The organism is Amycolatopsis antarctica, from assembly GCF_002262875.1.
Taxonomy (GTDB): Bacteria; Actinomycetota; Actinomycetes; order Mycobacteriales; family Pseudonocardiaceae; genus Amycolatopsis; species Amycolatopsis antarctica.
Map to the genome: position 1 here is coordinate 102,878 of NZ_NKYE01000002.1, position 13,814 is coordinate 116,691.

Consider the following 13,814-nt stretch of genomic DNA (forward strand, 5'->3'; position numbering starts at 1 on the left):
TCCCGCTGTCCGTAAACTCGGCTCGGGGACCGCGGCGGGCCCGGCGGACGGACCAGGTGGATACGGAGGTGGGCGGTGGCGAACTCGGACGATCGCCGTTTCGAGGTGCTGCGCGCCATCGTGGCCGACTACGTCTCCAATCAGGAGCCGGTCGGCTCCAAGGCCATCGTCGACCGGCACAACCTCGGCGTGTCCAGTGCCACCGTGCGCAACGACATGGCGGTGCTGGAGGAGGACGGCTACATCACGCAGCCGCACACCAGCGCCGGGCGGATCCCCACCGACAAGGGCTACCGGCTGTTCGTCGACCGGCTGTCCGAGATCAAACCGCTCTCGCCCGCCGAACGGCGGGCGATCATCGGCTTCCTCGACGGCGCGCTGGACACCGAGGACGTGCTGCGACGCTCCGTGCGCCTGCTCGCGCAGCTCACCAGGCAGGTCGCCATCATCCAGTACCCGATGCTGACCAACGCCAAGGTGCGGCACGTCGAGGTCGTCCCGCTCACCCAGGCGCGGCTGATGCTGGTGATGATCACCGACACCGGCCGGGTCGACCAGCGCACGGTGGACCTCGGCGACGTGATGTCGGAGGAGACCGTGGGCCGGGTCCGCGGCGTGCTCAACTCCGCGGTGGCCGAGCACGGCCTCGCCGAAGCCGCCGCCCGCGTGGCCGACCTGCCCGAGCAGGCACCCGCCGACCTGCGCGACGCGATGACCCGCATCTGTACCGTGCTGGTGGAGTCGCTGGTCGAGCACCCGGAAGAACGTCTGGTGCTCGGCGGCACCGCGAACCTCACCCGCAACGTCGCGGATTTCCCCGGCTCGCTGCGCCAGGTACTGGAGGCGCTGGAGGAGCAGGTGGTGGTGCTCAAGCTCATCGCGGCCGCACGCAACCCCGGTGCCGTCACCGTGCGCATCGGGGAGGAAAATGAGGACGAGCAGATGCGCAGCACCTCGGTGGTGTCCGTCGGGTACGGCATGGACGACCTGCTGCTGGGAGGCATGGGCGTGGTCGGCCCGACCAGGATGGACTATCCGAGCACGATCGCCGCGGTGCGCGCTGTGGCGAACTACGTGGGACAGATCCTCTCCGGCAAGTAGCCGGAGAGGACCACTCTGTTCCGATACCGCAGGAGGACGGCAAGACGGTGGCGAGGGACTACTACGGCACTCTCGGCGTGGCCAAGAACGCCAGCGACCAGGAACTCAAGCGTGCCTACCGCAAGCTGGCACGGGAGCTGCACCCGGACGTCAACCCGTCGGAGGACGCCCAGCATCGCTTCGGGGAGGTCACCACGGCGTACGAGGTGCTCTCCGACCCGCAGAAGCGCAAGATCGTCGACCTCGGTGGCGATCCGATGGACACCGGGGCCGGTGGTGGCCGCGGCGGCGGTGACCCGTTCGCGGGCTTCGGCGGGCTCGGCGACATCATGGACGCCTTCTTCGGCGGTGCCGGTGGCGGAGGCGGCCGGGGCCGCGGACCGCGCAGCCGCGTCCAGCCCGGTTCCGACGCGCTGATCCGCATCGGCCTGAGCCTCGAGGAGTGCGCGACCGGGGTGGACAAGGAGATCACGGTGGACACCGCGATCCTCTGCGATCTGTGCCGCGGCGCGGGCACCGCGAAGGGGGCCAAGACGGCCACCTGCGACACCTGCCACGGCCAGGGTGAGATCCAGTCCGTGCAGCGCTCCTTCCTCGGCCAGGTGGTCACGGCCCGCCCCTGCCCGGTGTGCCGCGGTTTCGGCGAGGTCATCACCGATCCGTGCAGGCAGTGCTCCGGCGAGGGCCGGGTCCGCTCCCGTCGCAACGTCACCGCGAAGGTGCCCGCCGGTGTCGGCGACGGCATGCGGATCAGGCTGTCCGGCCAGGGTGAGGTCGGTACCGGCGGTGGTCCCGCGGGCGACCTGTACGTCGAGATCGACGAGGCGCCGCACGAGGTGTTCATCCGCAAGGGCAACGAACTGCACTGCAACCTGCGCATCCCGATGACGGCGGCTGCGCTCGGCGCGACCGTCCCGTTCGAGACGCTGATCGACGAGGCGCACGAGATCGACATCGAACCGGGCACCCAACCGAACACCGAACTGGTGCTCAGCGGCAAGGGCATGCCGCGACTGCGTTCCACCGGCCGTGTCGACGGGCGGGGCGACCTGCACGTGCATGTCGAGGTGGTGGTGCCGACCAAGCTCGCCGAGGAGGAGAAGGACCTGCTGCGCGAGCTGGCCCAGCGCCGCGGCGAGGAGGCCCCGACCGTGGCGGGCAACGGCACCAAGCCGGGCGGGCTGTTCTCCAAGCTGCGCGCCAAGAGCCACCGGTAGGCCCCGGTGGCCGACGCGGGGGAGACCACCCCGCCGGTGTTCCTGGTGGACGCACTCCCTTCCGGCGAGTACGCCCTACTCACCGGCGAGGAGGCCCGCCACGCCGCCACGGTCCGCCGGATGCGGGCCGGTGAACGGCTGCTGCTCGGCGATGGCGCGGGCGGGCTCGCCCGCTGCACCGTCGAGGCCGTCCGGCCGGGCCGGGACGCCGAGATCGAGCTGAGGGTCACCCGCCGCTGGACCGACCCGGCACCCGCGCTGCGCGTCACGGTCGTACAGGCGCTGGCCAAGGGGGATCGGGGCGAACTGGCCGTCGAACTGGCCACCGAGGCCGGGGCGGACGCGGTGATCCCCTGGCGGGCGGCCCGCAGCGTCGCCAAGTGGGACGAGGGGCCGCGTGGCGCGAAGGCGCTGGCCCGGTGGCGGTCCACGGTCCGCTCGGCCGCCAAGCAGGCCAGGCGGAGCAGGGTTCCCGAGGTCGCCGAGCCGTTGAGCACGGCGGAACTCGCCGGCCGGGTTCGCCGTGCCACCGCCGCGCTGGTGCTCGACGCCGCCGCCGGCCCCGGCCTCGCCGCCGTGCACCTGCCCGCCGAGGGTGAACTGCTGCTCGTCGTCGGCCCCGAGGGCGGGATCGCGCCGGAGGAGGCCGGGCTGCTGGCCGAGGCCGGCGCGACCGCCGTCCGGCTCGGTCCCGACGTGCTGCGCACCTCCACCGCCGCGGCGGTGACCCTCGGTGCTCTCGGTGTGCTCACCGGCCGGTGGGATCGGGGAGAATCCACCTGACGTTTCGAAACCCGGAAATTTTTACGCGGTTTCCTGGCGCCCGTGTCCGCGAAGCAGTTACCCTTGTTAACGATCGCGCGACCGGGTTTTCGCTTGTCACAAGCCAATTCGGTCTGCCGCGACCCCGTCGGGCACCTCCCCCTCGGCCCGGCGGAGCCGCGAGGCGGTGGAGCGACCCCCAGGCTCCATCGCCTCGCGGCACCCTGCGTCCCGATGGTCCCCCCGCGTCCGGGAGTTGTTGCGGCGTCACGGGTTCCGTGGCGATAGGGTGCGCGCATGAGTGACGCGGAGACGCTGTTCGAGAAGATCATCGCCAGGGAGATCCCGGCGGACGTCGTGCACGAGACCGACCGGACCATCGCGTTCCGCGACATCAACCCGCAGGCGCGGGTGCACGTGCTCGTGGTGCCCAAGACCCGCTACCGCCACGTCGCCGAGCTCACCGAGGCCGACCCGGCGCTGCTGGCCGAAGTGCTCGGCACCGCCGCCACGGTCGCCCGGCTGGAGGGCATCGCGGAGTCCGGCTACCGGGTGGTGTTCAACACCGAGTCCGACGCCGGGCAGACCGTCTTCCACGTGCACGCCCACGTCCTCGGCGGCGAGCAGCTCGGCTTCTTCGGCAGTGCGGCCGGCGGGCCCGGCTGAGTCGTCCAGCGGGTGACCACCTGCGGCTTGTCGGCGGATACCGCTAGCATCGGACGGGACAGCGCCACACACGACGAGTAGCGAACACACGCAGAAAGCAGGCCCGAGGGCACGTGGCCGGTACCGCACAGGGTGGAGCCGCCCGATCCGACGTTCCAGGGGATGTCGAACAGCAGGCAGTCGAGAACCACGCAGCACAGGAACCGGAAGCCGGCTCGCCGGCCCGGTCCAAGTTCCCCGTCCCGGACGCGGCGGTGCTCTCGCTGCTCGGCTCGCGTGACGAGAACCTGCGGCTGGCCGAGGAGCTGCTCGACGCCGACGTGCACGTGCGGGGCAACGAGGTCACCCTGACCGGGGAACCCGCCGACGTCGCCTTCGCCGAGCGCGTGTTCGCCGAACTGGTCACGCTCGCCGGCCGTGGTCAGCAGGTCGGTACCGACACCGTCCGCCGCACCGTCGCCATGCTCTCGGCAGGCGCGGCCGAGTCACCCGCCGACGTGCTGAGCATGGACATCCTGTCCCGACGTGGCCGCACGATCCGGCCGAAGACGCTGAACCAGAAGCGCTACGTCGACGCGATCGACGCCAACACCGTGGTGTTCGGCATCGGCCCCGCGGGCACCGGCAAGACCTATCTGGCGATGGCGAAGGCCGTGCAGGCGCTGCAGGCCAAGCAGATCAACCGCATCGTGCTCACCCGCCCGGCCGTCGAGGCGGGCGAACGGCTCGGCTACCTGCCCGGCACGCTGTACGAGAAGATCGACCCGTACCTGCGCCCGCTCTACGACGCGCTGCACGACATGGTCGATCCCGAGTCGATCCCGAGGCTGATGCAGGCGGGGACGATCGAGATCGCCCCGCTGGCCTACATGCGCGGCCGCACGCTCAACGACGCGTTCATCATTCTCGACGAGGCGCAGAACACCACGCCCGAGCAGATGAAGATGTTTCTCACCCGGCTCGGTTTCGGTTCCAAGGTCGTCGTCACCGGCGACATCACCCAGGTCGACCTGCCCAGTGGGCAGCGCAGCGGGCTGCGTGTGGTCCGGGAGATCCTGGAAGGCGTTGATGACCTGCACTTCACCACGCTGACCAGCCAGGACGTCGTGCGGCACCGACTGGTCGGCGACATCGTCGACGCCTACGAGCGCTGGCAGGTCGGCCAGGACGAGGCCGTCGCGGACCGGAAGGGCCGCCGCGCATGAGCATCGAGATCGCGAACGAGGCAGGCGTCGCGGTGGACGAGACGTCGATCGTGTCCGCCGCCCGCTTCACCCTGGACAAGATGGAGGTCAGCCCGCTCGCCGAGCTGTCGGTCATGCTCGTCACCCTGGAGGTGATGGAGGACCTGCACGTCCGCTGGATGGACCTGCCGGGCCCCACCGACGTGATGGCCTTCCCGATGGACGAGCTGGAATCCACCCGCAGGCCGGACGCCCCGGAGGCCTCGCCCGCGCTGCTCGGTGACGTGGTGCTCTGCCCGGCGTTCGCCAAGGACCAGGCCCGCACCGCCGGCCACGCGCTGCAGGACGAGTTGCACCTGCTCACCGTGCACGGCGTCCTGCACCTGCTCGGCTACGACCACGCCGAACCCGCCGAGGAGCGGGAGATGTTCGGGCTGCAGAACCGGATCCTCGGCGAGTTCCAGTCGGCCATGCGCGCCGCGAACCGCAGGGACGCCCAGCGCAGCGCCGACGACCGGCTGCTCGGGACGGCGGGCCTCGACGTCGCACCTGCCGAGCAGGAAGACCCGCGGTAAGAGGCCACGTGACCAGTTCCACGGCGTTGCTGATCATCGCCATTCTCCTTGTCCTGCTGGCCGGGCTGTTCGCCGCGGCGGACGCCGCGATCTCCACCGTCTCCCGCGCGAGGGCCGACGGCCTCATCCGCATGGGACGCGGGGGCGCGAGCCAGCTCGCCGCCGTCATCGACGAGCGGCGCCGCCACATCAACCTGCTCCTGCTGCTGCGGATGAGCTGCGAGCTCACCTCGACCGTTCTGGTCACGGTCGTCTTCCTGCGCTGGATCGAGCCGGTCGGCCTCGCCGTGGTCGTCACCGGGCTGGTCATGCTCGTGGTGAGCTACGTGCTCATCGGCGTCGGCCCGCGCACCATCGGCAGGCAGCACCCGTACGGGGTGGGGCTCGTCGTGGCGGGGCCGGTCCGTGTGCTCGGCAAGCTGCTGGGCCCGCTGTCGCGGTTGCTCATCGTGCTCGGTAACGCCATCACCCCGGGCAAGGGTTTCCGGGAGGGCCCGTTCACCTCGGAGGTGGAACTCCGCGAGCTCGTCGACATGGCGCAGGAACGCGGCGTCGTCGAGGACTCCGAGCGGGAGATGATCCACTCCGTCTTCGAGCTCGGCGACACCGTCGCCCGCGAGGTCATGGTGCCCCGCACCGAGATCGTCTGGATCGAGCAGACCAAGTCCGTGCGGCAGGCCCTCGCGCTGTCCCTGCGCACCGGCTTCACCCGGCTGCCGGTGACCGGCGAGTCGGTGGACGAGATCGTGGGCGTGGCCAACCTCAAGGACCTGGCCCGCGCGGCGATGGGCGAGCAGGGGGCCACCCGCGAGGTCGGCGAGATGATGAACGAGGCCGGGTTCGTGCCCGACTCCAAGCGGCTCGACGAGCTGCTCAAGGAGATGCAGGTATCGCACAACCACATGGCGATCGCGGTCGACGAGTACGGCGGCACCGCCGGCCTGCTCACCATCGAGGACATCCTGGAGGAGATCGTCGGTGAGATCACCGACGAGTCCGACACCGACGAACGCCCACCGGTGGAGAATCTCGACGAACGTTCGGTCCGCGTATCCGCGAGACTCGGCGTCGACGATCTCGGGGAACTCTTCGGCATCGAGTTCACCGACCGCGATGTGGAGACCGTCGGCGGACTGCTGGCCCAGCGCCTCGGGCGCGTCCCGCTGCCCGGAGCCGAGGCGGAGATCGAGGGCCTGCGGCTGCACGCCGAGGGCGGCAAGGACCGTCGCGGCCGGATGCGGATCACCACGGTGGTCGTCCAGGCCGTCGACGATCGCATCGCGGGAAAGCGGATGCGATCCGCCCACCCCGACGAACCGGACGAGCGCGACAGGAGCGTCGAACATGCCTGAGAACGGCAGCGCGGGAACGGACACCGCGGCCATCGAGCTGACCGACCCGGAGGACGTCAAGCTCGTCACCCTGGCGCGGTCCGCTCGTGCCCGCACCCAGGCCACCGAGGGCGCCGCGGTGCGCGACACCGACGGCCGTACCTACGCCGCGAGCACCGTCGAGCTGCCGACGCTGCGGCTCACCGCGGTGCAGGCGGCCGTCGCCGCGGCCGTGTCCAGCGGGGCCGAGGGCCTGGAGGCCGCCGTGGTCGTCAGCGACACGCCGCTGCTGAGGGAGGCCTGCGTCTCGGCCGTCCGGGACATGTCGCCGGACGCCGTGATCTTCCGGGCGGATCCGTCCGGCACTGTTCGCGAGGACCTCCGTTGACCGGCGAGGCGTCGGCCCACCGCTCCGGCTTCGCCTGCTTCGTCGGCAGGCCCAACGCGGGCAAGTCGACCTTGACCAACGCGCTGGTCGGCACCAAGGTCGCGATCACCTCCAGCAAACCGCAGACCACCCGGCACGCGATCCGCGGCATCGTCCACCGCGAGGACGCGCAGCTCATCGTCGTCGACACGCCGGGACTGCACCGGCCGCGCACACTGCTCGGCGAGCGCCTCAACGACCTCGTGCACTCCACCTGGGCCGAGGTCGACGTGGTCGGACTGTGCGTGCCGGCCAACGAGAAGATCGGCCCCGGCGACCGCTACATCGCCGCCGAGCTGGGCAAGCTGTCCAAGCGCACACCTGTCGTCGGCATCGTCACCAAGACCGACCTCGCCGGGCCCGAGCGTGTCGCCGAGCAACTCCTCGCCCTGCAGGAGGTGATGGAGTTCGCCGATCTGGTGCCCGTCTCGGCGCAGTCCGGGTTCCAGGTGCGGACCGTGGCGGACGTGCTGGTCGGCAAGCTTCCGGAGGGACCTCAGCTCTATCCGGGCGGGGAACTCACCGACGAGCCCGAGCAGACCCTCATCGCCGAACTGATCCGCGAGGCCGCCCTTGAGGGCGTCCGCGACGAGCTGCCGCACTCCATCGCGGTGACCGTCGAGGAGATGATCCCGCGCGAGGACCGCGACGACCTCGTCGACATCCACGCCCTGATCTACGTGGAACGGCCGAGTCAGCGGGGCATCATCCTGGGGCACAAGGGGGAGCGGCTCAAGGACGTGGGCGCGCGGGCTCGCAAGCAGATCGAGGCGCTGCTGGGCACGAAGGTGTTCCTGCAACTGCACATCAAGGTCGCCAAGGACTGGCAGCGCGATCCGAAGCAGTTGCGCCGCCTCGGTTTCTGACTCGGTCGTCCCGGTATCGTCGGTGACCCGCGGCGCGATGTGGTGGACGGGGGAACCACAGGTGCCCGCGTATCCGTCAACACCAGGGACGTGTCACGAGGGCGTCCGGGAGAGGGGACGACATGACCGAGCGGTACCCGGGTGAATGGTCCGGCGGGTCCGATCCGTACGGCGGACAGGGCCAGTACGGCGGACAGGGCCAGTACCCCTACGGCGGCCCGCAGTACGGTGCCCCCGGTCCCTACGGCCACTATCCGCCCGGCCGGCCGTACGGCGGTCCGCCGCAGTACGCCGGACCGCCGCCGGAGAGCAACCTGATCTGGGGAATCCTCGTCACGGTGCTGTGCTGCCTTCCACTCGGGATCGTCTCGATCGTCAAGGCCGGGCAGGTGAACTCCCTGTGGGCGCAGGGAATGCACGCGCAGGCGCAGCAGGCCGCAGACGAGGCGAAGAAGTGGGCGCTGTGGGGCGCGCTGAGCACGGTGATCCTCGTCGTCATCTACATCGTCGTCATCGTGGTGGCACTGGTGTTCATCGGCAGCAGGTTCGCCGACGTCGTCCCGTTCGCACCGGCCTGACCGTGATTCCGGTGAGCCCGGCCCGCGCGTCGGTCTACCGGGGGCGCCCCGCGCGCGGGGTACGGGCCCTTGCCCGCGCGCTCGCCCCGCCGCTCGCCGTCACCGCGGCGGCCGGAGTGTGTTGCGCGGGGGTGCTGCTGGCCGACCCGACGACACCGGGCGGTCCCATTCCGGTGTGTCCGACGAGGGCGTGGTTCGGCCTGGTCTGCCCCGGCTGCGGCGGGATGCGCATGCTGTACAGCCTGCTGCACGGCGATCTCGCCGCGGCCGCGCACTTCAACGCGGTGGCGCTGGCGTTCCTCGTGCTCCTGCTGGCGAGCCTGGTCACCTGGACGGTGGGCAGGGTGCGCGGCAGGCACTTGCGCGGCTGGCAGCACCTCCGGTTCGCTCCGCTCGCGGCCGGGGTGGTGCTCGGGGGCTGGCTGCTCGTCCGCAACCTTCCGTTCCCGCCGTTCGAGGCCCTGCGTGTCTGACTCGGGGTACGACGGGTGTGCCGCGCGCCGGTGCGGCGGCGGCCGTCCCAGCACTGCCGCCCGGTTTTCCGCCTGCCTGCGTGCGCGCTCGCCGAAGCGAGTACTCTGCCGCGCGAGCCCGGAATTCGACGCAGCGCTGACGGCCGCCGGCAACGGTGGCCCGTCCCGCTCGGATTGCCACCGGCGCGCACACTGGGGAATCGACAGAGGGGGATCCTCATGACCAATCCGTACGGCCAGCAGCAGCCGGGGCACGGCCAGCAGCCCGGCTATCCGCAGTCCGGTGCCACCCCGCTGCCGTACGGCCAGCCCGCGCCGTACGGCCAGCCCGCGCCGTACGGACAGCCCGCGCCGTACGGACAGCCGCAGCCGTACGGTCAGCCCGCCCCGTACGGGCAGCAGCCCTACGGTCAGCCCGGTTACGGCCAGCAGCCGTTCGGTCAGCCCGGTGGCGAGGACATCCCGGACTACAAGGGCTGGGCCATCGGCTGCATCTTTCTCATGTGGATCATCGCGATCTTCGCGATCATGAAGTCCAACGAGGTCAACACGTACAAGATGCAGGGCAACCTGCCGATGGCCCGCGAGGCGTCGAAGAACACGAAGACGCTCTGCCTCGTGGCCACCTGCATCGGTGCCGCTGCCTGGGTGCTCTCGATCATCTTGATCATCGTCAGCCTCGCCGCCGCCGACGACCTCTACAGCACCTACAGCCGTTACTGAGGCACCCGCCGGTCGCGCGGCGCGCCAGGTCCAGTCGGTGTGCCGTGCGACCATGAGCGGGTGAAGCTCTATCGCGACACCGGCGTGGTGCTGCGTGTGCACAAGCTCGGCGAGGCCGACCGCATCATCACCCTGATCACCCGCCGGCACGGCAAGGTCCGTGCCGTGGCGAAGGGTGTGCGCAGGACGACCTCGCGCTTCGGTGCGCGACTGGAGCCGTTCGGTCATGTCGACGTGCAGTTCTACACCGGGCGCACGCTCGACGTGATCACCCAGGTGCAGACGGTGGACGCCTTCGCCGTCCCCCTGGTCGGGGACTACCAGCGCTACACAGCGGCCAGCGCGATCACCGAGACGGCCGACCGGCTCTCCGCCGAGGAGGGCGAGCCCGCGATGCGGCTGTACCTCCTGGTGACCGGAGCCCTGCGGGCGCTGGCGGCGGGCAGCCGGGACGCCTCCCTGGTGCTCGACGCGTTCCTGCTCCGCGCCATGGCCTACGCCGGCTGGGCGCCCGCCATCACCGAGTGCGCCCGCTGCGGCGAGCCGGGACCGCACCCCGCGTTCAACGTCCAGGCGGGTGGTTCGTTGTGCGGACGCTGCCGGGTCGCCGGCTCGGTGCACCCCGCGCCAGAGGTGCTGGTGCTGCTCGAGGCGCTGCTGCACGGGGACTGGGACATCGCGGAGGAGTCCCTGCCCGGGCCGCGCAGGGACACGAGTGGCCTGGTCGCGGCACATCTGCAGTGGCATCTCGAACGGCAGTTGCGGTCCCTGCCGCTCGTCGAGAGGCGCGCGCGAGCCGCGCCGGTACCCGGCAAGTAGGGTCGGTCCGGTTACCGAAAGCGACACGGAGGCAGCGGGTGCGGCTCACAGGACGGGCGATCACGACGGCTCCCACCCAGGTGCGCGCGCCGGATCCACATCCCTCCGGCGCCCGGCCACCACGGATACCGGCGGAGCTCCTGCCCAGGCACGTAGCGCTGGTGATGGACGGCAACGGCCGCTGGGCCAACCAGCGCGGCCTGCCTCGCATTGAGGGGCACAAGCGCGGCGAGGCCGTGATGATCGACGTGGCCGCGGGTGCCGTGGAACTGGGCGTGAAGTGGCTGTCGGTCTACGCCTTCTCCACCGAGAACTGGAAGCGCAGCCCCGAGGAGGTGCGCTTCCTGATGGGCTTCAACCGCGACACGATCCGCAGGCAGGTCGACTACCTCGGTTCCATCGGCGTGCGGATCCGGTGGGCGGGACGCAGACCGAAACTGTGGCGAAGCGTCATCAAGGAGCTGCAGGTCGCGGAGGAGAAGACGAAGCACAACACCGCGCTCAACATGACGATGTGCGTCAACTACGGCGGGCGTGCGGAGATCGCCGATGCCGTACGGCGGATCGCCAGGATGGCCGCGGACGGAGAGATCAATCCGGACAAGGTCGACGAGCGCACCATCGCCAGGTATCTGTACCAGCCCGAGATGCCCGATGTGGACCTCTTCCTGCGCCCCTCCGGCGAGCAGCGGACGTCGAACTTCATGCTCTGGCAGGCCGCGTACGCCGAGATGGTCTTCCAGGACACCCTGTTCCCGGATTTCGACCGCACACACCTGTGGCACGCCTGCCTCGAGTACGCCAAACGTGATCGCCGTTTCGGCGCCGCGGTGGACGCCGCCGCCGGTGGCGCCGAGGACGCAGGAGAGGGGACGTCGTGAGCGCTGAAGCCGTCGATACGGCCGAGTTGCTGACACAGGCCAGGGAAGCACTGGAGCGGTATCTCGAGGTCAGCGTGGACGACGACGGGGCGATCACGTTCTCGCACGCCGACGTTCCCTGCGTCGTGCAGGCCACCCGGCTCGCCGAGGGACTCACCGTGCTGAGCCTGACCTGCGTCGTGGCCTGGGATCTGCCCGAGGACCCGGCGCTGGCCGCTTCGGTGGCCGAGCGCGCGGGCCAGGGCCTGTTCGGCACGCTCGGCGTCGTGCACACCGACCGCGGCGTGGACCTGACGCTGCGCTACGCCTTTCCGGCACAGGGGCTGGACGCCGCCCCGCTCGGTACCCTGCTGATGCTCGTGGTGTCCACCGCCTCGCAGGTCCGCAGCGACCTGCTCGGCGACGCCGCGGGCGACGACTGAGGGCCCGCCACCGGTGGACACCGCAGCCGCCGACGGCACCGCCGCCGGGAACACCACCGGTGGACGCCCCGGGCGCGGGCGTGGCCGGATCACCTCGATCGAGGTGCTGTGCGCGGTCCTGCTGCTCGCGCTTCTCGGCCAGTCCTGGTTACGGTCCACATTGGACGTTCCCGCGCTGCGGACCGGCGCGACGGTCTTCGTCGCCGTCTGCGTGCAGGCGCTGCCCTTCCTGGTGCTGGGCGTGCTGATCAGTGGCGCGATCGCCGCGTTCGTGCCGGCCAGGGTGTTGCGGAAAGTGTTGCCGCGCAAGGAGAACGCCGCCGTCGGCGTGGCAGGCATCGCCGGGGTGGCGCTCCCCGGTTGCGAGTGTGCCTCGGTGCCCGTTGCCCGCAGGCTGATCGGGCAGGGCGTCGCCCCGGCCGCGGCGCTGACCTTCCTGCTCGCCGCGCCCGCCGTGAACCCCGTGGTGATGGTGGCCACCGCCGTCGCGTTCCCCGGCGAGCCCGGCATGGTGGCGGCCCGCTTCGCCGGGTCACTGGCCACCGCCATGACGATGGGCTGGCTCTGGGCCCGCTGGGGCAAGCTCGACTGGATCGCCGAACGCGCGCTGCGCAGGCTGCCCGAGGTCGAGCCGGGATCACGCTGGCGGGCGTTCACCGAGACCGCGCGGGCGGACCTGGTGGAAGCAGGCGGTTTCCTGGTGCTCGGCGCGCTGATCTCGGCGGCCCTCGGCGTGCTGGTGCCCGCCGAGGTGTTCGGTGTGCTGGGCGAGCAGATCGTGCTCGGCGTCCTGGTGATGGCGGTGCTCGCCGTGGTGCTGGCGCTGTGCAGTGAGGCCGACGCGTTCGTCGCCGCTTCGCTCACCGCGGTGCCGCTGCTGCCCAAGCTGGTGTTCCTGGTGGTCGGGCCCGCCGTGGACGTGAAGCTGTTCGCCCTGCAGGCCGGCACGTTCGGCCGCTCGTTCGCACTGCGTTTCGCGCCGGTGACCTTCGCCGTGGCCGTGGTGTGCGCCGTGCTCGCCGGACTGGTGTTCCTGGGCGGTGCGCGATGAGGCGCGAGACGCAGAACGTCCTGCTGGTGCTGCTCGGCGGAGCCCTGCTGAAGATCGGTATCAACGGCGACTACCTGCGCTACGTCCGCCCGGCCCACCAGCCCTGGGTGCTGCTGGGCGGCGGGGTGATGCTGGCGCTCGGCGCACTGGCGATCGTGCGCGACATCCGTGCCGCCCGGCGCCCGGCCGCCGAGGGCCACGGGGACCACCAGCACCGGGCCCGGTCGGCGTGGTTGCTGATGGTCCCGGTGCTGGCCGTGCTCCTGGTGGCGCCGCCGGCGCTGGGTTCCGACTCGGTGGAGCGGACGCAGTCGCGGTCGGCGCAGGGTGCCGTTGCCCGTGGCTCGGCCTTCCCGCCGCTGCCTCCCGGCGAGGTGGTGCCCCTGCCGATCTCCGACTTCGTGACCAGGGCCGGCTGGGACCGGGGCGGCAGCCTGAACGGGCGGACGGTGGCGCTGCGCGGCTTCGTCGTGCACGGCGACCGGGGGACTCTGCTGGCCAGGCTGACGATCGGCTGCTGCGCCGCCGATGCCTATCCGGTGACCGTGCGCCTGCCCGGTGGCGCGGCGGATGCCCTGCCCGCGGACACGTGGGTGGAGGTCACCGGCGAGGTGGTGCCGGATACCGCGCGCCGGGACAACGGCTACACGCCGGACCTGACCGTGGCGGCCCTGCGTGAGGTGCCGGCTCCGGAGGACCCGTACGAGTACTGAGCGGTCCGGGTGGCGGGCCCGTCCC

Annotated in this window: 17 protein-coding genes; all 17 read left to right on the forward strand. The window is 71.1% G+C overall.

All coding sequences use genetic code 11. The features are described 5' to 3' along the window. Positions 1–75: 75 nt before the first annotated feature. The 17 genes from hrcA to CFN78_RS04035 all read left to right on the forward strand — a co-directional run bounded on the left by hrcA (position 76) and on the right by CFN78_RS04035 (position 13,789). On the forward strand, positions 76–1,101 hold the full coding sequence (gene hrcA / locus CFN78_RS03955) for a heat-inducible transcriptional repressor HrcA (RefSeq protein WP_094861200.1): 1,026 nt from the start codon (positions 76–78) through the stop codon (positions 1,099–1,101). Positions 1,102–1,148: 47 nt separating this feature from the next. Continuing rightward, positions 1,149–2,318 carry a molecular chaperone DnaJ gene (gene dnaJ / locus CFN78_RS03960; RefSeq protein ID WP_094861201.1) on the forward strand — a complete coding sequence of 390 codons (1,170 nt, stop codon included), beginning with the start codon at positions 1,149–1,151 and terminating at the stop codon, positions 2,316–2,318. A 6-nt stretch (positions 2,319–2,324) separates the two neighbouring features. After that, positions 2,325–3,101 (forward strand): 16S rRNA (uracil(1498)-N(3))-methyltransferase, encoded by a 777-nt coding sequence (locus CFN78_RS03965; protein WP_094861202.1) that lies wholly within the window; start codon positions 2,325–2,327, stop codon positions 3,099–3,101. A 276-nt stretch (positions 3,102–3,377) separates the two neighbouring features. Continuing rightward, positions 3,378–3,746, forward strand: coding sequence for a histidine triad nucleotide-binding protein (locus CFN78_RS03970; protein WP_094861203.1), 369 nt, complete (start codon positions 3,378–3,380; stop codon positions 3,744–3,746). A gap of 113 nt (positions 3,747–3,859) precedes the next feature. Next, on the forward strand, positions 3,860–4,951 hold the full coding sequence (locus tag CFN78_RS03975) for a PhoH family protein (protein WP_094861204.1): 1,092 nt from the start codon (positions 3,860–3,862) through the stop codon (positions 4,949–4,951). Further along, positions 4,948–5,505 carry an rRNA maturation RNase YbeY gene (gene ybeY, locus CFN78_RS03980; protein WP_094861205.1) on the forward strand — a complete coding sequence of 186 codons (558 nt, stop codon included), beginning with the start codon at positions 4,948–4,950 and terminating at the stop codon, positions 5,503–5,505. Before CFN78_RS03975 ends, ybeY begins: the two co-directional genes overlap by 4 nt. Positions 5,506–5,513: 8 nt before the next feature. After that, positions 5,514–6,857 (forward strand): hemolysin family protein, encoded by a 1,344-nt coding sequence (locus CFN78_RS03985; RefSeq protein ID WP_094861206.1) that lies wholly within the window; start codon positions 5,514–5,516, stop codon positions 6,855–6,857. Continuing rightward, positions 6,850–7,224 (forward strand): cytidine deaminase, encoded by a 375-nt coding sequence (locus CFN78_RS03990; protein ID WP_420807848.1) that lies wholly within the window; start codon positions 6,850–6,852, stop codon positions 7,222–7,224. The genes CFN78_RS03985 and CFN78_RS03990 overlap by 8 nt, the downstream gene beginning before the upstream one ends. Then, positions 7,221–8,129 (forward strand): GTPase Era, encoded by a 909-nt coding sequence (gene era, locus CFN78_RS03995; protein ID WP_094861207.1) that lies wholly within the window; start codon positions 7,221–7,223, stop codon positions 8,127–8,129. The genes CFN78_RS03990 and era overlap by 4 nt, the downstream gene beginning before the upstream one ends. Positions 8,130–8,251: 122 nt before the next feature. Then, complete coding sequence (locus CFN78_RS04000; protein WP_094861208.1) at positions 8,252–8,707, forward strand: CD225/dispanin family protein; 456 nt, start codon at positions 8,252–8,254, stop codon at positions 8,705–8,707. An 11-nt stretch (positions 8,708–8,718) separates the two neighbouring features. Then, positions 8,719–9,180 (forward strand): DUF2752 domain-containing protein, encoded by a 462-nt coding sequence (locus tag CFN78_RS04005; protein ID WP_094861526.1) that lies wholly within the window; start codon positions 8,719–8,721, stop codon positions 9,178–9,180. Positions 9,181–9,399: 219 nt separating this feature from the next. After that, positions 9,400–9,903, forward strand: a complete 504-nt coding sequence (locus CFN78_RS04010) for a CD225/dispanin family protein (protein WP_094861209.1) — start codon at positions 9,400–9,402, stop codon at positions 9,901–9,903. 60 nt (positions 9,904–9,963) lie between these two features. Next, complete coding sequence (gene recO / locus CFN78_RS04015) at positions 9,964–10,722, forward strand: DNA repair protein RecO (RefSeq protein ID WP_094861210.1); 759 nt, start codon at positions 9,964–9,966, stop codon at positions 10,720–10,722. Positions 10,723–10,760: 38 nt separating this feature from the next. Beyond that, entirely contained in the window at positions 10,761–11,603 is an 843-nt protein-coding gene (locus tag CFN78_RS04020; protein ID WP_094861211.1) for an isoprenyl transferase, read from the forward strand. Further along, positions 11,600–12,025, forward strand: coding sequence for a hypothetical protein (locus tag CFN78_RS04025; RefSeq protein WP_094861212.1), 426 nt, complete (start codon positions 11,600–11,602; stop codon positions 12,023–12,025). Before CFN78_RS04020 ends, CFN78_RS04025 begins: the two co-directional genes overlap by 4 nt. Positions 12,026–12,038: 13 nt before the next feature. Beyond that, positions 12,039–13,076 carry a permease gene (locus CFN78_RS04030; protein WP_094861213.1) on the forward strand — a complete coding sequence of 346 codons (1,038 nt, stop codon included), beginning with the start codon at positions 12,039–12,041 and terminating at the stop codon, positions 13,074–13,076. After that, positions 13,073–13,789 carry a TIGR03943 family putative permease subunit gene (locus CFN78_RS04035; RefSeq protein WP_094861214.1) on the forward strand — a complete coding sequence of 239 codons (717 nt, stop codon included), beginning with the start codon at positions 13,073–13,075 and terminating at the stop codon, positions 13,787–13,789. Before CFN78_RS04030 ends, CFN78_RS04035 begins: the two co-directional genes overlap by 4 nt. The last annotated feature ends 25 nt before the right edge of the window (positions 13,790–13,814 follow it).

Excerpts from the sequence above, each read along its gene's own strand:
- CFN78_RS04000 (WP_094861208.1), top strand. The coding sequence starts at position 8,252 with ATGACCGAGCGGTACCCGGGTGAATGGTCCGGCGGGTCCGATCCGTAC.
- CFN78_RS04010 (WP_094861209.1), top strand. The coding sequence starts at position 9,400 with ATGACCAATCCGTACGGCCAGCAGCAGCCGGGGCACGGCCAGCAGCCC.
- CFN78_RS04035 (WP_094861214.1), top strand. The coding sequence starts at position 13,073 with ATGAGGCGCGAGACGCAGAACGTCCTGCTGGTGCTGCTCGGCGGAGCC.
- ybeY (WP_094861205.1), top strand. The coding sequence starts at position 4,948 with ATGAGCATCGAGATCGCGAACGAGGCAGGCGTCGCGGTGGACGAGACG.
- CFN78_RS03970 (WP_094861203.1), top strand. The coding sequence starts at position 3,378 with ATGAGTGACGCGGAGACGCTGTTCGAGAAGATCATCGCCAGGGAGATC.
- CFN78_RS03990 (WP_420807848.1), top strand. The coding sequence starts at position 6,850 with ATGCCTGAGAACGGCAGCGCGGGAACGGACACCGCGGCCATCGAGCTG.